The following is a 20,099-nucleotide window of genomic DNA, read 5'->3' on the forward strand; positions in this document are numbered from 1 at the left end:
GGCGCGCCGTCGCCGGACCGGAGAAAGGGACCTTCGGGCCGCGGCGTCGAGGACATCCGTCCGTGGCGCCCGGCGCGTCCCCGGGAAAGGCTGGAGGTACTTGGAGGGATGAGCCGTTGAGGGCGACTTCCGAGGTCGTTCGGTCATCGACCCGGGGAGCAGGCATGAGGCCGCCGGACGCCGGCACACACGCGGACCGCCTGCGGCGCCGCTGCGGGCTCGACGGCAACGACCTGCGGCGGAGGGTCGATCGGGCGCAGTGGCGCGTCGGGCTCCTTCTGCTCCTGCTCTTCCTGGTCGCCGCACCGATCGCCTGCGCCCACGTGGTCTCGTCCGTCGATGCCGCGGGGGTCCGCGCCGAACGGTACGAGGCCGCGACGCGCCACCGCGTCGACGCGACGGTGGTCGGGGTCACGCAGCTGGAGTCCGGACGCGAGGTCAACGTGGTCTGGACCGGCGCGGACGGCACTCCGCACAACGGCCGGTACACCAGCTGGCGCGCGACCGTGGTCGGCGAGCACCGCGTGCTCTGGACGGGTCCCCGCCACACCCTCGGAGAGATGGGCCCGCGGAAGCACGCGCGGACGATCGGTGACGACGTGTCGGCCGGCGCGGCCGTCCTGGCGGTGACGGGGCTGCCGATGCTCACCGTCTACCTCGCGTTCCGCTGGGGTTGCGACAGGCGCCGGTACCGGCAGTGGGACGAGGAGTGGGCCGACTTCGACCGCCGCTCCCGTTCGGCCTAGCAGACCCGAGACGGCACGCCGGAGGTGCGGGATGCAGCGGATGAACGCGCTGGACGCGGGGATGTTCTTCGCCGACAACGACACCACGCCGCTCCAGATCGGCACGGTGACCGTGTTCGAGGGCCCCGCGCCCGGCCACGCGGAGCTGGTCCGGGAGATCTTCGCCAGGCTCCGGTTCGCTCCCCGCTGCCGGCAGCGCGTCCGGACCGTCCCGCTCCACCTCGCGCACCCGGTCTGGATCGACGACCGCGGCTTCCGGATGGCGGACCACGTCCGGCACGTGGAGGCGCCCGCGCCCGGCGGCCCGGACGAGCTGCGGGAGCTGGCGGGCCGCGTCCTCGGCAGGCGGCTGGACCTCACCCGCTCCCCGTGGGAGGTGTGGCTGGTCGAGGGGCTGGAGCACGGACGCTGGGCCCTGATCTCCAAGGTGCACCACTGCATGGTCGACGGGCTCGCGGGGATCGACCTGCTGAGCGTCCTGCTCGACGCCGGCCCCGGATGGTCGCCCGCCGGTCCCCGGCTGTGGACGCCCGCCCCGGAACCGTCCGCGCGGGCCGTCGTGCGCGGCGCCGTGGCGGACCGGCTGAGGGGGTTCGGCCGGCAGGCCGCCCGGCTCTTCCTCCCGGCCCTGCGCGAGTCGATCGCCGTCGCGGGCGCGGCCCCCGGCTACGCCGCGCGCCTCACCGGCCCCGGCGCGTCCTCGCTCAACGGCCCGACCGCTCCCCTCCGGCGCTGGTCGCGGACCTGCGCGGGCCTGGACGAGGTGAACCGGATCAGGTGCGCCCTCGGCGGATCGGTCAACGACGTGGTGCTCGCCGCGACCGCCTCCGGTTTCCGGTCGCTGCTGGCCGCCCGGGGCGTGCTCACCGCGGAGTCGGCCGTCCGCGCCCTGGTGCCCGTCTCGGTCCGGTCGCCCGACGAGCGCGGGATCCTGACGAACCGGGTGTCGGCGGTGCTGGTCGACCTGCCCTGCGGGGAGCCCGACCCCCTGCGCCGCCTCCGCCTGCTGCGGGAGCAGATGGACGGCGCGAAGAGCGCGGACCAGGCGGCCGGGCTCGACGCCTTCCTGCGGCTCGTCGGCGCCGCCCCCGGGCTGCTCGCCGTGGCGGCCCGCACGGCGCTGCGGCTGCGGCAGCCCCTGGTCCACACGATCGTCACGAACGTGCCCGGCCCCTCGTTCCCGCTGTACGCGATGGGGCGGCGGATGCTGGAGATGGACCCCTACATCCCCATCGCCGCCGGGTCGCGCGTCTCCGTCGGCATCATCTCCTACGACGGCGTCCTGTCGTTCGGGATCACCGGCGACCGCGACGCCCTGCCCGACCTGCCGATCCTGTGCGCGGGCATCCGCGAGGGCGTCGACGAGCTCCTCAAGGAGGCGGCGCGGAAGGTTCCGGCATGACCGCCCGCGCACGGCGGCGGAACTCGCTGGGGCGGCGCGAGCACGGCGTTCACCAGGAACGTACGCGGCGTCCCGTCATCTCAGGCGGCGCAGGTAGGGGTCCCAGGCGCGCCGGGGAAGGAGCCGGACACGGGCGTCGACGGCCACCGCGCCGTCGGGCCGGACGACGGTGGGATTGAGGTCGAGCTCGGCGATCTCGGGATGCTCGGCCGCCAGCCTGGACAGCCGGAGCAGGAGGTCGCGCAGGGCGGCGAGGTCGCCCGCGGGGCGGGCGGGATGGCCGAGCAGCAGGGCGGACAGGCGCGGCTCGCGGATCAGGTCGTCGGCCTCCCGCGCCGTCAGCGGGGCGAGGCGGGCGGTGCGGTCGGCCAGGGCGTCGGCGTCGAAGCCGCCCGCACCGAAGACCACGACGGCTCCGAACACCTCTTCCTGGACGGCGCCGCACAGCACCTCGACGCCCTCGTCCACCATGGCCTGGACGACCACGCCCTCCAGGGCGCCGCCGAACCGTCCGGCGAGGCTCCCGAACGCCTCTCGGACCTCGCGGTCGCCGTCCAGGCCGAGCCGCAGGGCTCCGGCGGCGGTCTTGTGCACGACTCCGGGCACGTGCGCCTTCATCGCCACCGGGACGCCCATCTCGCGGGCCGCCGACGCGGCCTCCTCCTCGGTGCGCGCCCAGCACCAGGGGGCGAGCGGAAGCCCGTAGGACTCCAGCAACCGGAAGGTGCCGACGGGCGGCAGCCAGCCGCCCTCCGGTCTCGCGGACAGGAACCCGTCGATGATGCCCGCCGCCTCGACCGGCATCAGCCCGGTCAGCGCGGGCGGCGCGCCGGGCGGGGCGCCCCGCCGCCGCGCGTAGGAGAAGGCGCGGGCGAACGCGCGGACGGCGTTCTCCGGGTAGGCGTAGCAGGGCACGCCGCGCTCGTTGACCACGACGGTCTCGGGCTGCCCGAGCACGACCGCGGCGAGCGGCTTGCCGCAGCCGCCGAGCGCTCCGCGCAGGTCCGCGAGCGCGGTCGGCGCCACCAGCGCCAGGACGGCGTCGACGGACCCGTCCGCGGCGACCGCGTCCAGGGCGCTCCGGAACAGCTCGGCGGAGACCCCGGCCGTGGTGTCGACCGGGTTGGCGACCGCCGCGCACGCGGGCAGGAGGCCGGAGAGGCGACGCCGCGTCGCCGGCGTCAGGACGGGGACGGAGAGTCCGGCGTCGGCGCAGGCGTCGGCCGCCAGCACGCCCGCCCCGCCCGCGTTGGACACCACCGCGACGCGCGGCCCGTCCGGGAGCGGCTGGGCGGCCAGCAGCGCGGCGGCGTCCACCAGCTCCCCGAGGTCGTCGGTGGCGACGATGCCCGCCTGCTCGAACAGGGCCCGGCGGGTGATCTCGGGGGTCGCGGCGGCCGCGGTGTGGGAGGCGGCCGCCCGCGTGCCGGGCGCCGACCGCCCGGCGAGGACGGTCAGCAGCGGCATCCGGGCCGCCACCCGCCGGGCCGTCCTGGCGAACTTGCGCGGGTTGCCGAACGACTCCACGTGCAGGACGCCGAGCCGGGTCGTCTCGTCCGACTCCCACCACATGAGCAGGTCGTTGGAGCTGACGTCGTACTTGTCGCCGACCGAGGCGAACGAGGAGATCCCGATCCCCAGCCGGGACAGCTGCTCCAGCAGCGCGATCCCGACGCCGCCCGACTGCACCACCACCCCCGCGCCCCCGGGGACGGGGTGCCGGGCGCCGAACGTCGCGTCGAGGGAGATCTCGGTGTTGGCCGTCCCCAGGCAGTTCGGGCCGACCAGCCGCATGCCGTGCTCCCGGCAGACCGCCAGCAGGTCGCGCCCCTGGCCGGCGGTCAGCCCCGAGCTGACCACCACCAGCGCGCGGACCCCGTACCGCCCGCATTCGGCCGCCGCGCGGACCACCGCGCCGGCGGGCACGGTGACGACGGCCAGGTCGGGCCGCTCCGGCAGGTCGGCGGGCGCCGCCACGCACGGCGCGCCGTGCAGGTCGCCGCCGGCGGCGTGCGGGTTCACCGCGTACACGGCGCCGCCGAAGCCGGCGGAGAGGAGGTTGCGGAGGATCTCGGCGCCGACCGTCCCCGGCCGCCGGGACGCGCCGACGACCGCGACCGTCCGCGGCCGCATCAGCGGCTCCAGGCTGGCGACGTCGGCGCACCGCTCCCGCTCGGCCACCGCGTCCAGGTAGCGCTCGTCGGAGACCAGCGGCAGGGTCAGCTCGACCACGCCTCCCGAGAACCGGCGCCGCGCCGTCATTCCGGCGTCGGCGAAGACCCGCAGCATCGCGGTGTTCTCGGCCAGCGTGTCGGCGCGGAAGGCCACGATCCCGTGGTCCCGGGCCACGGACGCGAGGTGCTCCAGCAGCAGCGTCCCGACCCCGCGGTGGTGCATCCGGTCGGCCACCGCCATCGCGAACTCGGCCTCTCCGGGCACGTCGGTCGGCTCGTACTCGGCGACGCCGACCAGTCCGCCGCGCAGCCACGCGCCGAGCGCGGCGTGGCCGTCGCAGTCCGTCCGGCAGACCCGGCCCGCGACCTGCTCGGAGACGGCCCGGTTGAGGCCGAAGAACCGCAGGTGGAGACTCTCCTCGCTGAGGCCGCGGTGCAGGTCGCGCACCGCCGCCCGGTCCGCCTCCCCGAGCCGCCGGATCTCGACCTGCGTCCCGTCGGTCAGCAGCGCGAAGACACGCGCGCCGGAAAGGCTCTTCGTCATGCCCCCAGCGTCGGACGGGGCGGCGCGGCCGGTCAGCGTCCCAAGGTCACGGGTCGTCGGGACCTTCGTCCCCACGCCCCGGAGAGGCCCGCCGGGTAGGACAGGGGGGAACACCGGTTCCGCCATCCTGAGGAGCGGCGCTCTCGTGGATCTCAACTCGCCCGGCCGCACGCTGCGGATCGGCGGCCGCCCCCTCCCGGTCGTCGGCCCCGCCCGCATGTACGTCTGCGGGATCACCCCGTACGACGCGACCCATCTCGGCCATGCCCGCACCTTCGTCTGGGCCGACGTCGCCGCCCGGGTCCTGCGGCACGCGGGCGGCGAGGTGCGCGTGTGCCGGAACGTCACCGACGTCGACGACGTGCTGGACCAGGCCGCGCACCGTGCGGGCAGCCCGTACGACAGCTTCGCCGCCGTCCAGCAGTTCTACTTCGAACGCGACCTGGAGGTCCTCGGGGTCCACGCCGTCGACCACCAGCCCCGCGCGCACAACCATGTCGGCGAGGTCGTCGCGCTGGCCCAGGGACTCCTCGCCTCCGGACACGCCTACGTGCGGGGCGGCGCGGTCCACTTCCGCGGCGGCGAGGTCCCCCGGCGCGCCGGCCTCGACGCCGGCCGGGCACGCGCGCTCCTCGCCGAGTACGGCGACGCGCCCGACGACCCCGGCAGGGACGACCCGTTCGACGTCGCGGTCTGGCGGCCGTCGCGGTCGGGCGAGCCCGCCTGGCCCAGCCCCTGGAGCGCGGGGCGGCCCGGCTGGCACGCCGAGTGCGCCGCGATGGCGATGACGGCCTTCGGCCCGGCGCTGGACCTGCACGCCGGCGGCGAAGACCTGCGGTTCCCCCACCACGCCTACGAGGCGGCCATGGCCGAGGCGCTGACCGGCGTGCGGCCGTTCTCCCGGGCCTGGCTGCACGTCGGGGTGGTCCGCCGGGACGGCGCCAAGATGGCCAAGTCCACCGGCAACCTGGTGCTGGTCTCCGATCTGGTCCAGGACCACCCGGCCTCCGCGGTCCGTTTCATGCTCCTCGCCGAGCCCTGGGCGCGGGAGTGGGAGTACACGCCCGGCGCCCTCGACCGCGCCGCGGAAGGGCTGGACCGCCTCCTCGCGGCGGCGGGCCGCGGCCGCTCCTCCCCCGCGGCGGAGGCCGCCGTGACGCGGGCGCTGCTCGACGACCTCGACGTGCGGACGGCGCTCGAAGTGGCGGAGCAGGAGGGCGGCCGGACCGCTCGCCTGGTGACGCGGGTCCTGGCCCTCGGCTGAGCGGCCGCCCGGGCGCCGGCGCACGTGGCGCGCCCCGCGCAGGGGTGCGGGCGGGCCGCTGACTCAGTGCGGAAGGGTCACGCGGAACAGCGTGTGCTGGGCCTCGACGAGTTCGGCGCGGCCGCCGTGGGCGGCGGCCACCGCCTGGACGATGGCCAGTCCGAGTCCCGTGCCGCCCGCGCTGCGGGACCGGCTCTGGTCGGCGCGGACGAACCGCTGGAAGATCTCCTCGCGCAGGCCGGCCGGAATGCCGGGGCCGTCGTCCTCCACGTCGAGGAGCACGGCGTCCCCCCGGTCCGCGAGCCTCACGGTGACGTGGGTGCCGGGAGGCGTGTGGGCGCGCGCGTTGGCGAGCAGGTTGGCGACCAGCTGGTGGAGGCGCCGGGCGTCCCCGGTGACGGTCACCGGTTCCTCCGGGAGCACCAGTTCCCAGCGGTGCCGCGGGCCGGCGGCGCGGGCGTCGGCGGTGGCGTCCAGCACGATGCGGGTCAGGTCCACCTGGTCCGTCTCCAGCGGGCGGCCGGCGTCCAGGCGGGCGAGGAGGAGCAGGTCGTCGACCAGTTCGGACATCCGGACCGACTCGGCCTCGATCCGTCCGAGCGCGTGCCGCACCTCGGGCGGAACGGGCTCGGTGGTGCGCAGGGCGAGTTCGGCGTGGCCCCGGATCGCGGCGACGGGGGTGCGCAGCTCGTGGCTCGCGTCGGCGGCGAAGCGGCGGAGCCGCTCCTCGCTCGCGTGCCGGCGGGCCAGCGCGTTCTCGACATGGCCGAGCATCCGGTTCAGCGCGGCGCCGACCTGCCCGACCTCGGTGCGGGGATCGGTGTCGGGGACGCGCTCGGGCATCGCCACCTCCCCGCTGGCCAGCGGCAGCTCGGTCACCCGGGACGCGGTCGCGGCGACCCGCCGCAGCGGGCGCAGGGCCAGCCCGACCCACGCCGCCGCCGCGATCCCGGCGGCGGCGAGCACGGCCGCGAAGACGATCGCCTCCACCAGGATGACGCGGCGCAGCGTCTCCTCGGCGGGCCGCAGCGGCAGCCCGGTGACCAGGACGTCCCCGTCGTCGCCGCGGAGCGCCATCATCCGGTACTCCGCCAGCGCCGACAGGTCGAGCGAGCGCGCCCGGCCGTCGGGCGGGAGTGCGGCGAGGGCGCGCCGGTCGGCGGCGTCGAGCGGCACGGGCACGTCGGAGCTGTCGCGCACGACCGCGGCCTCCGTCACCGTCCGGCGGAACAGCCGCGCGCCGAACGTCCCCGGCGCCTGCCCCCGGGTGTCCGGACCGTTGTCGGCGTCATGGCGCCGCTCGTGTTCGAGGCTCGCCGGGAACCGCCCGCCGGACGCGGTCAGCTGCTCGTCCAGCCGCCCCATCAGGAACCGGTCGAGCGCCGTCGCTGTGGCGATGCCCACGGCGAGGCAGCTCAGCGCCAGCAGGACGAGCAGCCCGGCGGTGAGCCGTGCCCGCAGCGTCCGCAGGCCCCTCACGAGGCCCCCGGCTTCAGCACGTACCCGACGCCGCGCACCGTGTGGATCATCGGTGCCCGGCCCGCGTCGATCTTCTTGCGCAGGTAGCTGATGTACAGCTCGACGACGTGGGCCTGCCCGCCGAAGTCGTAGTCCCAGACGCGGTCGAGGATCTGGGCCTTGCTGAGGACCCGGCGCGGGTTGCGCATCAGGAACCGCAGCAGCTCGAACTCGGTGGGCGTCAGCTCCACGACCTCTCCGTCGCGGGTCACCTCCCGGGCGTCCTCGTCCATGGCCAGGGCGCCGACGGTGAGCAGCCGGTCCGTGCCGGCCGTCCGCGCCATGCCCGCCCGGCGCAGCAGCCCCCGGAGCCGCGCCAGCACCTCCTCCAGGCTGAACGGCTTGGTCACGTAGTCGTCGCCGCCCGCGGTGATGCCGGCGATGCGGTCCTCGACGGCGTCCTTGGCGGTCAGGAACAGCACGCACACCTCGGGCGAGTCGGCGCGCAGCCGCCGCAGCACCTGCAGGCCGTCGATGTCGGGGAGCATCACGTCCAGCACGACGGCGTCGGGGCGGAAGTCGCGCGCGGCGGCGAGCGCGCCCGCGCCGTCCCCGGCACTCCGCACCGACCAGCCCTCCGAGGCCAGCACGCGCGACAGCACCTCCGCCAGGTCCGGTTCGTCGTCGACGACGAGGACCCGCACGGGCGTCCCGTCGGCCCGCCGCAGGCCCGCCACCGCGGGTTCGTCCTTTGTCATGGTCGGACCAGCATCCCTCTCCAACCTCTGCCTTCCCTCTGAAAAGGCTCTGAGAGACGCCATTCCCCATCGCGTCAGAGGGAACTCAGAAACTGCGTTGGCAGGGTGGCCGCCATGACGACGACCAGGTACGACATCATGCGGCCGACCCCGCAGGTCAGGCGGCCGTCGTGGCGCGTCCCGCACTGGTGGCCGCAGGTACTGATCTACGCCGGCGCGCTCGCGGTGCTGGCGCTGTGGTGGCGGAGCACCGGCTCGATCACCGGTCTGGACGGCTGGCTGACCGAGGCCGGGCGCGTCACCGGGCTGCTGGCGGGATACGGCTGCGCCGTCCTGCTGGCCCTGATGGCCCGCGTGCCGGCGCTCGAACGGGGCGTGGGCACCGACCGGCTCGCCCGCTGGCACGCGATGGGCGGGCGGTACACCGTCTGCCTCGCGCTGGCGCACGCCCTCCTGATCATCTGGGGGTACGCGGTGACGGCCCGCACCGACGTCGTCCACGAGACGGCGACGGTGGTCGTCGACTACCCGGAGATGATCAAGGGCACGGCCGGGTTCCTGCTCCTCCTCGGCATCGGGATCACGTCCGCGAGGGCCGCCCGGCGGCGGATGCGCTACGAGACCTGGCACTACCTGCACTTCGCGACCTACCTGGCCATCTTCCTGGCGTTCTCGCACCAGCTCGCCAACGGAGCCCAGTTCGCCGGATCGCCCCTGGCGAAGGCCGCCTGGTACACCCTGTACATCGGCGTCGCCGTCACCCTCGCCTGGTTCCGGTTCCTGATGCCCGCCGTGCGCGGGATCCGGCACGGGCTGCGGGTCACCGCCGTCCACGCCGAGGCGCCCGGGATCGTCTCCGTCTACATGAGCGGCCGCCACCTGGACGAGCTGCGCGCCGAACCGGGCCAGTTCTTCCGCTGGCGGTTCCTCGCCCCGGGCTTCTGGTGGACGGCCAACCCCTACTCGCTGTCCGAGCCGCCCCGCGGGCACCGGCTCCGCATCACCGTCAAGGAGGCCGGGGACCACAGCCGTGCGCTGGCCCGGCTCCGCCCCGGGACGCGGGTCTGGGCCGAGGGGCCCTACGGCGGGTTCACCGGGGCGCGGCCGCACCACGACCGGGCCCTGCTGATCGCCGGCGGCGTCGGCATCACCCCGCTGCGGACGCTGTTCGAGACCCTGCCCGGTGACGTGACCCTCGTCTACCTCGCCCGCCGGCCCGAGGACCTGGCCCTGCGCGGCGAGCTCGACGACATCGCCCGCGTCCGCGGCGCACGGGCCTACTACTTCGTCGACGAGCCGTCCCACTACTCCCTGTCGCTGGACGGCCGGGCGCTGCGCGACCTCGTCCCCGACATCCGGCACCGGGACGTCTACCTGTGCGGGCCGCCCGGCATGATGGCCGCCGCCCAGGGCGCGCTGAAGCAGGCCGGCGTGCGACGCCGCCACGTCCGATCCGAATCCTTCGAGTTCTGAGAGGTCCGCACCCTATGCGCCGAGCCGTGTTCACCACGAGCGCGACGATCGCGGGAGTCGTGCTGCTGCTGTCGTTGAAGCCGCACCACCACGACACCGCCGTGGCGCCCCCGCCCACCGCGGGCGGCGGCACGAGCAACGGGACGAGCGGCGGCACGAGCGGCGGGGCGAACCCGGTGAGCAAGACCTACCGGGGCGAGAGCGTCGACACCCGCTACGGGCCCGTCCAGGTCGAGATCACGATGTCGGGCGGCCACCTCACCGGAGTCCGCGTCCTGCGCTCGCCGTCGGAGAACGGCCGCGACCGCGAGATCGCCTCCTTCGCCCTCCCCAAGCTCACCAAGAAGGCCCTCGCGGCGGGCAGCGCGCGCATCGACACCGTGTCCGGCGCCACCTACACCAGCGAGGGATACATCACGTCCCTCCAGAGCGCCCTGGACAGCGCCCGTGCCTGAGGGGATCCGCCACGTGGAGCACGCGATGGGGACGGTGTTCTCCTTCGACGTCCGCACGCCGCGCTCGCCGGCCATCGCCGCGGCCCTCGCGCAGGCCGTCGCCTGGCTCCACCACGTCGACCGCGTCTTCTCCCCCTACCGCCCCGACAGCCAGGTCACGCGCCTGGCGGACGGCCGCGCCGAGCTCGGCGAGTGCGATCCCGAGGTCGCCGAGGTCCTGCGCCTCGGCGCGGAGTTCGAACGGGCCACGGGCGGCGCGTTCACCTGCGAACCGGGGGGCCGGCTCGATCCCAGCGGCGTGGTCAAGGGCTGGGCGATCGAGCGGGCGTCGACGATCCTCCACGACGCCGGCGCCCACGACCACTGCGTGAACGGCGGCGGCGACGTGCAGGCGCGCGGCGAGGCCGGGCCCGGCGAACCGTGGCGGATCGGCATCGCCGACCCCGGCGACCGCGGCAGCCTCATCGCCGCCGTGTCCGGGAGCGACATCGCCGTCGCCACGTCCGGCACCGCCGAGCGCGGCCGGCACATCCTCGACCCCCGCACCGGGCTCCCCGCCGCGGGCCTCGTCTCCGTCACGCTGGTCGGGCGCCACCTCACCGACGTCGACGCGCTCGCCACCGCGGCCTTCGCCATGGGCGACGCCGCCCGCGCCTGGCTCGAGGCCCGGCCGGGGATCGAGGCACTCGGCGTCACGTCCGAGGGCGGCCTGTGGTGGACGCCCGGCTTCGAGGACTTCGCCCTGCTTCCTTCCAGGAGGGGCTGAGGGCCGAACCCGGGGCGAAAGGACCGTCGCCGTCCGAGGCGGGGACCAAGGTCCCTACGGCCGAGCGACCGCGCGGACGACGCTGTGTTCATGGCAAAGCCCTCCCCCTTCGGGCCTGACGGCCCCCCATCGTCGGGCACCGCAGGCGATCGCGCGGTCCTGGTCGGGACCGACGGTTCCGCCTCCTCCGAACGCGCCATCGGCTGGGCGGCCGACGAGGCCGCGCGCCTCGGCAAGGAACTGCACGTCCTCCACGTCCTGGAGACCCCGACGAGGACCGCGCCCGGCGACACGGGCGGCGACGCCGAGTCACTCATCGACGCCTGGAACCCGGTGCTGCGCGCCGGGCGGGACGCGGCCCTGCGGCGGCACCCCCGCCTCAAGGTCGAGACGATGCTCGTCCACGACCGGACCGTGGCGGGCGGCCTGCGGCACTACGCCGGCGAGGCCGCCGAGGTCGTCGTCGGGCATCGCGGCCGGGGCGGCTTCGCCTCGCTGCTGCTCGGCTCCACCGGTCTTCACCTGGCCGGGCACTACCCGGGCCCGGTGGTCATCGTCCGCGGCCACTCCGACACCCCCATCGGCGAGGTCGTGGTGGGCCTGGACCTGGCGGAGGACCCCGCCCCCGCGCTCGGCCACGCGTTCGCCGCGGCCGCCGCCCGCGGCGCCCGGCTCCGCGTGCTGCACGCCTGGCGGCCCGCCGCCGGCTCGGGGGCGGACGTCCACCTCGCCGCCAACGGCCGCCACGACCGCCTGGCCGCGGCCCTGGCGCCGTGGCGCGGGCGCGCCCCGGACCTCAAGGTCGTCGAGGACGTGGTCACCGGCCACCCGGTCCAGACGCTCGCGCAGGCCTCGGCGGAGGCCGACCTGGTCGTGGTCGGGTCCCGGGGCCGCTCGTTCCCGCTCGGATCGGTCGGCCACGGCGTCGTCCACCACGCCCACTGCCCCGTCGCCGTCGTCCGCCCCCGCGACTGACACGCCGCCCGCCCCGGCTGAAGGGTCACAGCGTCTGAAGGGTCATACCGCGCGGCCCAGGGCGCCGGGGGCGGCCTCGGCGAGCCGGGTCTGGGTCGCCTCCAGGCGGCCGACGACCTGCTCGGCGAAGCGGCGCGTCAGCTCGTAGCCGAGGGACGGGTCGACGGCGCTCAGCGTCCGGACCAGCCGGCCGTCGAACTCGATCGCCTGGACCGGCGTGCTCGCGACCGCGCCGAACCGCCACCGGTGCGGGCGGAACAGCCATGACCAGCCCACCACCGACCCGGGCCCGAAGGTGTCGACCACGAGGGTCCCGCCGTCGGGAAGGTTCATGTCGACGGCCACGCTCCCGTCGAGCAGGAGCCAGAACCGCTCGGCCGCGGCGGACTCCGCGAACATGCGGCGTCCCGCGGGGATGTCGGTGTGCCGGGCCGCCTTCGCCAGCCTGGTCAGGTCCGGGCTCCGCATACCGTCGAAGAACGGCTCGCGTGCCAGATCGGCCGCGGTCACCATGCTCACTTGGCTCGCCTACCTTCGGTGTTCTGCGCCGTCCGGCGTCATCCGGCCCGCTGCGGGACGATCGTGATCGTGCAGGGCGCGTGCTTGAGCAGCGCGTCGCTCGTCGCGCCGAGCGTCAGCGCCTTGACGGCGCCGGCGCCGCGCGAGCCCACCACCGTCAGCGTCGCGCTCTCCGCCGCCTCCAGCAGGGCCTCGCGGGGCGACCTGAGCACCAGCGACGTCGCGGCCTGCACAAGGGGGTACTTCACCAGCCAGGGCGCGACCGCCCGTTCCAGGACCGTTCCGCACACGTGGCGGAGCTTGTCCTCATCGCCGAACAGCGACAGGTCGTCGTCGGGCGCTGCACCCGGATCCCAGCACCCGTACACCGCCCGCAGCCGCCAGCCGCGGAGCGCCGCCTCCTCGAACCCGAAGGCCAGCGCCGCGTCGGCGCCCCGGGACCCGTCCACGCCCACGACCACGAGACCGTCGGGAGAGGAGGCCGAGCGCACGACCGCGACCGGATGGTCGGCCTGGGCCGCCACCCGCAGCGCGGTGGACCCGACGGACCTCTCCTCCGGCGGGTGCGAGCCGACGACGAGGAGATCCGCGTCCGGCTCCTGGTTCAGCAGCGCCAGCGAGGGGCCTCCGGTGTCCAGCCGCTTGCGCACCTTCAGGCCGGGGGCCAGCTCATGCGCCAGCGCCACGCCGTGGTCGAGCATGTGCTCCCCCATCCGGCGGACGATGGCGACGCCCTCGCGGTCGCTGAAGTGGATCGGATACGGCCACTGCCAGGCGTGGCACACCGTCAGCGGCAGCCGCCGGAACCGGGCCTCCTCCACCGCCCAGCGCAGGGCGCGGTCACTCTCACTCGTTCCGTCGTATCCGACGACGACGTGGCTCATGACGCCCTCCTCCTCGGTCCGCCTCCATTCCACCGCCCGCGGGATCCGCTCCCCAGGGCCGAACGGCCCTCGGCGGCGGGACCTCCGGCGCCGCTCAGGCCGCCGTGAGCTCGCTCTCCAGGCGCACGCCGACGCGGGGGGCGTCGAGGATCGAGTTGTGGACCGTGCAGGCCATGACGGCCGCCATCAGTCCTCCCACGTCCCGGTCGGGCAGCCGGACGGGAGGGCGCAGGCGCAGCTCGACGCGCGACACCCGGGCGGGGCCCTCCGGGCTCATCGCGTAGTCGACGGCGACCTCCAGCCCGTTCGCGGGCAGGCAGCGCGCCTTGAGGTAGCGGCGGGCGTGGTGCGCGGTGCACGCGGCGAGGGACGCCACGAACAGCTCGACCGGCGTCGGCCCGGCGTCCATGCCTCCCCCCATGTACGGCTGGTCCACGTGGATCACGTGGTCGCGGACGATCACCGCGAAGGCGTCGTCCTCACGGTGGACGACCAGCATCTCGCTCATCGGTGCCACCTCCTCTGCTGACGGTTCCTCGCTTGGACCCAAGCCTCGTTTTCGGGAGTCTTCGCAGGTAGAGCCGAACGTCCTGCCGGAGGTCCCGGTGGGGGCGTGAGGCACCTCACGCGCGAACGGATACCCCAGGGGGTATGGTGGGCGCCGGAGGTGGACGATGGAAGAGCATCTGGAGATGGACGCGACCGCCCTGGCGGACGCGCTGACCCGGCTCCGGCGGGCGCACGGCCAGCTGGGCGGGGTGATCTCGATGATCGAGAACGCCGACGACTGCGAGCGGGTGCTGACCCAGCTTGCGGCGGTCTCCAAGGCGATCGACCGGGCCGGGTTCAAGATCATTTCGACCGGGCTGCGGCACTGCCAGGCGGCGGCCGACCGCGGCGAGAAGCCGCCGATCAGCACGGAGCGCCTGGAGAAGCTCTTCCTCGCCCTTTCCTGAGGACGGCGAAAGGGCCGCCCCTCATCGTTCGACGAGGGGAATACGACCATGGCCGCGATCTGACCGAAGCATACCCCCCGGGGTATAAGGAGTGAACGCAGATGGTACATGTCCAGGTAGTCGAGACCTCGTCCCTGGGCGACCGCAGCTACCTCGCCCACGACGGGCGGGTGGCGTTGGTCGTCGACCCGCAGCGCGACATCGACCGCTTCCTGGCCCTCGCCGGGCGGCTGGACGTCCGCATCACGCATGTGGCCGAGACCCACCTGCACAACGACTACGTCTCCGGCGGGCTGGCCCTGGCCAGGGCGACCGGGGCGGCGTACCTGCTCTCGGCCGACGAGGACGTCGAATTCGAGCGGACCGCCCTCTCCGACGGCGACGAGATCGCCGTCTCCGACGCGCTGCGCATCCGCGCCGTCGCCACCCCGGGGCACACCTTCCACCACCTGTCCTACATCCTGTCGGGCTCCGGCGGGCCCGAAGGGGTCTTCACGGGCGGCTCGCTGCTGTTCGGCACCACCGGCCGCACCGACCTCCTCGGCTCCGAGCACGCCCACCTGCTGGCCGAGCGGCAGCACGCGTCGGCGCGGCGGCTGGCCGACCTGCTGCCCGACGGCGCGCACGTCTGGCCCACGCACGGGTTCGGCAGCTTCTGCTCGGCGAGCCAGTCCGACGCCGCGTCCTCGACCATCGGCCAGGAGCGGCGGGCCAACCCGGCGCTGCGGCTGGAGGCCGACGACTTCGTCACCCAGACCCTGGACGGGCTCGACGCCTACCCCGCCTACTACGCGCACATGGGCGTCCGCAACAGCGCCGGCGCCGACCTGCTCGACCTCACTCCCGCCCGGACCGCCGACCCCGCCGAGCTGCGCGACCGCATCGCCGCCGGGGAATGGGTCGTCGACCTGCGCTCCCGCAAGGCCTTCGCGCAGCGGCACCTGGCCGGCACCCTCAGCTTCGGCCTGGACGGCGCGATGTCGACGTGGCTCGGCTGGCTGGCGCCGTGGGGCGCGCCCCTCACCCTGCTCGGCGACAGCCCCGAGCAGATCGCCGCCGCCCAGCGGGAGCTGGCGCGCATCGGCGTCGACCGCCCGGCCGCGGCGGCCTCCGGGGAGCCCGAGCAGTGGGCCGGCGGCGACGCCGGCCGGCTGCGCGAGACGCCCGTCGCCACGTTCGGCGACCTGGCCGCCGCCCGCGCCGGCCGCGTCCCCCGGCACCTCCCCGCACCGGACGCCGTGCTGGACGTGCGCATGACCAACGAGTGGAGGGACGGGCACGTCGAGGGCGCCGTCCACATCCCGCTGCCCGAGCTGACCGGGCGGCTCGAAGAACTGCCCGACGGGACGATCTGGGTGCACTGCGGCTCCGGCTACCGGGCCGCCGCGGCCACCAGCCTGCTCCAGCGGGCCGGAATCCCGACCGTGCACATCGACGACGCCTACTCCGAGGCCGCGCCCGCGGGCCTCACCATCACCGACCGCTGACCCGGACCGACCACACCGCACGACGATCCGACACCACGACACAGGAGAAGACTCCGTGACCACCCCGCCCACCGCGTCCACCGTGGACGTCCCCGCCCTGCGCGAACTCCTGGACTCCGTCGACCGGCCGCGGCTCATCGACGTCCGGACGCCGGGCGAGTTCGAGACCGGGCACATCCCCGGCTCCTACAACGTCCCGCTGGACCTGCTGCGCGAGCACCGCGCCGAACTGCGCGCCCACCTCGACGAGCAGGTGGTGCTCGTCTGCCGCTCCGGGCAGCGCGCCGGCCAGGCCTCGCGGGCGCTGGCGACCGCGGGCCTGCCGAACCTGCGCGTCCTGCACGGCGGCATCGGCGCCTGGCAGGCCGCGGGCGAACCGGTCGCCGCGGGACGCCCCCGCTGGGACCTGGAGCGCCAGGTCCGCCTGGTCGCGGGCTCGATCGTGCTCGGCTCGGTGCTGGCCAGCACGACCGTCCCGCGCGCCAAGTGGCTCGCGGCGGCCATCGGCGGCGGCCTCACCTTCGCCGCCCTGTCCAACACGTGCGCCATGGGGATGGCCCTGTCCAAGCTCCCCTACAACCGCGGGCCGAAGTGCGACATGGCCGCCGTCCTGGGCGCGCTGGCCGCGGAGCGCCCCTGACCCGCCGGCCGCGTCCGCCAAGGAGGTGACGACATGCTGACCGCGCTCGTCCTCGGCGCCCTGATCGGCGTCCTGCTCGGGCTGCTCGGCGGCGGCGGCTCCATCCTCGCCGTTCCCGCCCTCGTCTACGGGGCGGGCCTGCCGCTGGCCTCGGCGGTTCCGGCGTCCCTGCTGGTCGTGGGCATCTCCTCGGCCACGGCCGCGCTGCCCCGCGTCCACGCCGGGCAGGTGCGCTGGCGGATCGCGGGCGTCTTCGGCGCCGCCGGGGCGGTGGCCGCCTTCGGCGGCGCCGCCCTGAACCGCCTGCTGCCCGACCAGGCCGTCCTGCTCGGCTTCGCTGCGCTCATGGTGGCGGCGGGCTGGCGGATGCTGGCCGGAGGCGACCGGCTGGGCGGGGCGTGCGCCCTGCCCGGCGGCGGCGTCGACTGGCGCTCCTGCCTGCCCAAGTCGATCGGCGCGGGCGCGGCCGTCGGCGTGCTGACCGGGCTCTTCGGCGTCGGCGGCGGCTTCCTCATCATCCCCGCCCTCGTCGTCGGGCTGGGCCTGCCGATGGCCGCGGCGGTCGGCACCTCCCTGGTCATCGTGGTGGTCAACTCGATCGCCGGCTTCGCCGCGCACGCCGGGGACGCGACGCTGGACTACGGCGTCATCGCGGCCTTCACCCTGGCGGCCGTCGCCGGGTCGCTCACCGCCGCCCGCCTCGCCCGGCGCCTGGACGCCGACCGGCTGCGGCGCTGGTTCGCCTACCTGGTCTTCGCCGTTGCGGCCTTCGTGGCCGCGCAGGCCCTCCTCCATCCGGGAGCCACCGGATGACCTGGCGGCGCCGACCCGCGCCGGATGCCCGGATCAGGCCAAAAGTCCTAATTCGGGGGGACGCTCGGCACTGACCCGCGGATCCCGCCGGGCGGGAGGGTGGAGGTGACTGAGGGAGGTCGCTGATGTGGGTCGTGCCCGAACAACGGTCCGTCGTCGTCGGGGTGGACGGTTCCCCCAACTCCATGGCCGCGCTGCGCCGCGCCGCCCGCGAGGCCTCCGAACGCCACGCGCGCCTGGACGTGGTCCGCGTCATGGAGCCCGGCGACGGCCCCGCGCGGCGCCCGTTCAACGCGATCAGGGAGTGGCTGCGGCTGCGCCGCCTGGTCGCCCGGCTCATCCCCCGCTCCCGGCACCTGACCACCCGGCTGCGCGTCCTGCACGGCGAGCCGGGCCCGGTGCTGGCCGGGGCGGCGGAGCGCGCCGAACTTCTGGTGGTCGGCGCCCGGACGCACTCCGAGCACGGCAACCCGCTCGGCGGCGACACCGTCCCGGTCGTGCGGGAGCGGGCGCGCTGCGAGGTCGTGATCTGCGCGGACCAGAGGGCCACCGCCGGCGACGGCCTCTGAGGCCCGCGGCGAGCCCGGGAGGAGAGCCATGAAGCGCCGCACGGTCGGGGACGTCATGACCAGGACCGTCGTGACGGTCTCCGAGGACACCCCCTTCACCGAGATCGCCGACGCGATGGCCGAGCACCGCATCAGCGCGGTGCCCGTCATGGACGACGACGGCCGGCTCACCGGCATCGTCACGGAGGCCGACCTCCTGCGCAGGGAGGAGTACGGCGGCGGCGCGGGACCGCGCCGGCCCCGGCTGCTGCGCCGCACCCAGGACGAGGCGCGGGCCAGGGCCACCGCTCCGGACGCCCGCGGGCTGATGAGCGCGCCGGTCGTCACCGTCGCGCCGGGCACGCCCGTCGCCGAGGCGGCCCGCGTGCTGAACGCCCACGGCTTCAAGGCCGCGCCGGTCGTCAGGGACGGCCGGCTGGCCGGGATCGTGGCCCGCCGCGACCTGCTCTCGGTGTTCCACCGCTCCGACGACGACATCCGGGACGAGATCATCGACGACGTCCTGGTCTCCCGGCTCTGGCAGGACCCCGCCGAGGTGCACGTCCGCGTCCAGGAGGGGGTCGTCCACCTCACCGGGCGCGTGGAGCAGAAGAGCCTGATCCCGATCGTCGTGCGCATGGCCGCCGCCACGGAAGGCGTCGTCGACGTCGTCCCGACCCTCGGCTACGACTACGACGACACCGGCCCCGCCCCCCACCCGAGGGCATGAGGCCCATGGAGGACGCCGCCGTCGCCGAGACCCACATCGGCGTGGTGTTCTTCGCCGGGGACCGCGCCTACAAGCTGAAGAAGCCCGTGGACCTGGGGTTCCTGGACTTCAGCACCCGTGAGCTGCGCGAGCGCGCCTGCCACGAGGAGGTCCGGCTGAACCGGCGGTTCGCCCCCGACGTCTATCTCGGCGTCGCCGACGTGCGCGGGCCCGGCGGCGACGTCTGCGACCATCTGGTCGTGATGCGGCGGATGCCCGCCGACCGGCGCCTGTCCACCCTGGTCCGGGCCGGCGCGCCGGTGCGGGACGCGCTGCGCGACACCGCCCGGATCCTGGCCGCCTGGCACGCCAGGGCGCCGCGCGGTCCCCGCATCGCGGCCGAGGAGACCCGCGACGCCGTCCGAGGGCGCTGGCACGACAGTTTCGAGCAGGTCCGGCCGTTCCACGGCGCCGTCCTGGACGCCGCGGCCGCCGCCGAGACCGAGGACCTCGCGGAGGAGTTCCTCGCCGGCCGCGAGCCCCTGTTCGACGCCCGCATCGCCGACGGCCGCGTGGTCGACGGGCACGGCGACCTACTGGCCGGCGACGTCTTCTGCCTCGACGACGGCCCCCGGATCCTCGACTGCCTGGAGTTCGACGACCGGCTCCGCTACCTGGACGGTCTGGACGACGCCGCGTTCCTGGCGATGGACCTCGAACGCCTGGGCGCCCCGGAGCTCGCCGGACGCTTCCTCGGCTGGTACGCCGAGTACGCCGCCGACCCGGCCCCGTCCTCACTGCGCCACCACTACGTGGCCTACCGCGCCTTCGTCCGCGCCAAGGTGGCGTGCCTGCGCCACGGCCAGGGCGCCCCGGACGCGGCCGCCGACGCCCGCGCCTACGCCGACGTCGCGCTGCGCCATCTGCGCGCCGGCCGCGTCGGTCTGATCATGGTGGGCGGGCTCCCGGGCACCGGGAAGACCTCCCTGGCCGGCGCGCTCGCCGACCGGCTCGGCTGCACGGTGCTCAGCAGCGACCGGATCCGCAAGGAGCTCGCCGGGCTGGCCCCCGCCGACCCCGCGGGCGCCCCCTACGGCTCCGGCATCTACACGCCGGAATGGAGCCGGCGCACCTACCGCGAGATGGCCGCGCGCGCCGCGCGGCTGCTCCGGATGGGCGAGACGGTCGTCCTGGACGCCTCCTGGACGTCGGACGCCGACCGCGAGGCCGTCGCCGCCGTCGCCGAGCGGGAGCACGCGCGCCTGACGCCGCTGCGCTGCGAAGCGCCGGAGGCCGTCTGCGCCGAACGGATGCGGACCCGTCCCCGGGGAGCCTCCGACGCCGACGCGGGCATCGCCGCCGCCATGCGCGCGGACTCCGCGCCCTGGCCCGGATCGGCCGCCGTCGACACCGGCGGGTCCCTGTCCCGCGCGGTCGACCAGGCCCTCGCCGTCCTCCATCCCGCGGGTCCGCCTGAGCATTCTCCTCCGCCGCGGCCAGCCTGACCCGCCCGACCGCGCCCGACCAC

20 protein-coding genes are annotated in these 20,099 nt (G+C 75.4%); 14 read left to right on the forward strand and 6 right to left on the reverse strand.

Translation table 11 applies throughout. The features are described 5' to 3' along the window. The first annotated feature begins 164 nt into the window (after positions 1 to 164). Positions 165 to 746, forward strand: coding sequence for a hypothetical protein (locus AB0C87_RS17300; RefSeq protein ID WP_345172078.1), 582 nt, complete (start codon positions 165 to 167; stop codon positions 744 to 746). A 31-nt stretch (positions 747 to 777) separates the two neighbouring features. Next, entirely contained in the window at positions 778 to 2,148 is a 1,371-nt protein-coding gene (locus AB0C87_RS17305) for a wax ester/triacylglycerol synthase family O-acyltransferase (protein ID WP_360578405.1), read from the forward strand. A 75-nt stretch (positions 2,149 to 2,223) separates the two neighbouring features. On the opposite strand, the gene AB0C87_RS17310 is transcribed toward AB0C87_RS17305, so the two are convergent. Beyond that, the gene (locus AB0C87_RS17310; protein ID WP_360578406.1) at positions 2,224 to 4,866 is read right to left on the reverse strand and encodes a GNAT family N-acetyltransferase; all 2,643 of its coding nucleotides are present in this window, start codon (positions 4,864 to 4,866) and stop codon (positions 2,224 to 2,226) included. A gap of 145 nt (positions 4,867 to 5,011) precedes the next feature. Here AB0C87_RS17310 and AB0C87_RS17315 point away from each other — a divergent pair, with 145 nt between their 5' ends. Further along, entirely contained in the window at positions 5,012 to 6,130 is a 1,119-nt protein-coding gene (locus AB0C87_RS17315) for a class I tRNA ligase family protein (protein ID WP_360578408.1), read from the forward strand. 63 nt (positions 6,131 to 6,193) lie between these two features. Here the strand turns inward: AB0C87_RS17315 and AB0C87_RS17320 are convergent, their stop codons facing one another. Together AB0C87_RS17320 and AB0C87_RS17325 are read right to left on the reverse strand one after the other, a co-directional pair. Next, positions 6,194 to 7,609: an ATP-binding protein gene (locus AB0C87_RS17320; protein ID WP_353834165.1), complete on the reverse strand. Its 1,416-nt coding sequence runs from the start codon at positions 7,607 to 7,609 to the stop codon at positions 6,194 to 6,196. Further along, a complete protein-coding gene (locus tag AB0C87_RS17325) occupies positions 7,606 to 8,346 on the reverse strand; it encodes a response regulator transcription factor (RefSeq protein WP_345172068.1) in 741 nt (246 codons plus the stop codon). The genes AB0C87_RS17320 and AB0C87_RS17325 overlap by 4 nt, the downstream gene beginning before the upstream one ends. Before the next feature lie 114 nt (positions 8,347 to 8,460). On the opposite strand from AB0C87_RS17325, the gene AB0C87_RS17330 reads away from it, so the two are divergent. The 4 genes from AB0C87_RS17330 to AB0C87_RS17345 all read left to right on the forward strand — a co-directional run bounded on the left by AB0C87_RS17330 (position 8,461) and on the right by AB0C87_RS17345 (position 12,015). Then, positions 8,461 to 9,819 carry a ferric reductase-like transmembrane domain-containing protein gene (locus AB0C87_RS17330; RefSeq protein ID WP_345172066.1) on the forward strand — a complete coding sequence of 453 codons (1,359 nt, stop codon included), beginning with the start codon at positions 8,461 to 8,463 and terminating at the stop codon, positions 9,817 to 9,819. A 14-nt stretch (positions 9,820 to 9,833) separates the two neighbouring features. Then, complete coding sequence (locus tag AB0C87_RS17335) at positions 9,834 to 10,274, forward strand: FMN-binding protein (protein ID WP_353834168.1); 441 nt, start codon at positions 9,834 to 9,836, stop codon at positions 10,272 to 10,274. After that, positions 10,267 to 11,040 (forward strand): FAD:protein FMN transferase, encoded by a 774-nt coding sequence (locus tag AB0C87_RS17340; RefSeq protein ID WP_360578410.1) that lies wholly within the window; start codon positions 10,267 to 10,269, stop codon positions 11,038 to 11,040. Before AB0C87_RS17335 ends, AB0C87_RS17340 begins: the two co-directional genes overlap by 8 nt. Positions 11,041 to 11,130: 90 nt before the next feature. Next, positions 11,131 to 12,015: a universal stress protein gene (locus AB0C87_RS17345; protein WP_360578412.1), complete on the forward strand. Its 885-nt coding sequence runs from the start codon at positions 11,131 to 11,133 to the stop codon at positions 12,013 to 12,015. 42 nt (positions 12,016 to 12,057) lie between these two features. On the opposite strand, the gene AB0C87_RS17350 is transcribed toward AB0C87_RS17345, so the two are convergent. From AB0C87_RS17350 to AB0C87_RS17360, 3 genes are all read right to left on the reverse strand, one after another. Beyond that, positions 12,058 to 12,528, reverse strand: a complete 471-nt coding sequence (locus AB0C87_RS17350; RefSeq protein WP_345172504.1) for a cyclic nucleotide-binding domain-containing protein — start codon at positions 12,526 to 12,528, stop codon at positions 12,058 to 12,060. A 44-nt stretch (positions 12,529 to 12,572) separates the two neighbouring features. Further along, positions 12,573 to 13,418, reverse strand: coding sequence for a universal stress protein (locus AB0C87_RS17355; RefSeq protein WP_345172058.1), 846 nt, complete (start codon positions 13,416 to 13,418; stop codon positions 12,573 to 12,575). Positions 13,419 to 13,512: 94 nt separating this feature from the next. Further along, a complete protein-coding gene (locus tag AB0C87_RS17360) occupies positions 13,513 to 13,926 on the reverse strand; it encodes an OsmC family protein (protein WP_345172056.1) in 414 nt (137 codons plus the stop codon). 166 nt (positions 13,927 to 14,092) lie between these two features. Here AB0C87_RS17360 and AB0C87_RS17365 point away from each other — a divergent pair, with 166 nt between their 5' ends. From AB0C87_RS17365 to AB0C87_RS17395, 7 genes are all read left to right on the forward strand, one after another. Next, positions 14,093 to 14,374 (forward strand): metal-sensitive transcriptional regulator, encoded by a 282-nt coding sequence (locus tag AB0C87_RS17365; protein ID WP_345172054.1) that lies wholly within the window; start codon positions 14,093 to 14,095, stop codon positions 14,372 to 14,374. 101 nt (positions 14,375 to 14,475) lie between these two features. Next, positions 14,476 to 15,861, forward strand: coding sequence for an MBL fold metallo-hydrolase (locus tag AB0C87_RS17370; RefSeq protein WP_360578414.1), 1,386 nt, complete (start codon positions 14,476 to 14,478; stop codon positions 15,859 to 15,861). 55 nt (positions 15,862 to 15,916) lie between these two features. Then, entirely contained in the window at positions 15,917 to 16,501 is a 585-nt protein-coding gene (locus tag AB0C87_RS17375; RefSeq protein ID WP_345172050.1) for a rhodanese-like domain-containing protein, read from the forward strand. A 33-nt stretch (positions 16,502 to 16,534) separates the two neighbouring features. Continuing rightward, the gene (locus AB0C87_RS17380; protein ID WP_353834451.1) at positions 16,535 to 17,314 is read left to right on the forward strand and encodes a TSUP family transporter; all 780 of its coding nucleotides are present in this window, start codon (positions 16,535 to 16,537) and stop codon (positions 17,312 to 17,314) included. Positions 17,315 to 17,439: 125 nt separating this feature from the next. Continuing rightward, a complete protein-coding gene (locus AB0C87_RS17385) occupies positions 17,440 to 17,883 on the forward strand; it encodes a universal stress protein (RefSeq protein ID WP_353834450.1) in 444 nt (147 codons plus the stop codon). 28 nt (positions 17,884 to 17,911) lie between these two features. Then, entirely contained in the window at positions 17,912 to 18,592 is a 681-nt protein-coding gene (locus AB0C87_RS17390) for a CBS domain-containing protein (protein ID WP_360578416.1), read from the forward strand. Positions 18,593 to 18,597: 5 nt separating this feature from the next. Continuing rightward, positions 18,598 to 20,076: an AAA family ATPase gene (locus AB0C87_RS17395; protein WP_353834448.1), complete on the forward strand. Its 1,479-nt coding sequence runs from the start codon at positions 18,598 to 18,600 to the stop codon at positions 20,074 to 20,076. Positions 20,077 to 20,099 lie beyond the last annotated feature (23 nt).

It is taken from the genome of Actinomadura sp. NPDC048021 (genome assembly GCF_040653135.1).
In the GTDB taxonomy this organism is placed as follows: Bacteria; Actinomycetota; Actinomycetes; order Streptosporangiales; family Streptosporangiaceae; genus Spirillospora; species Spirillospora verrucosospora.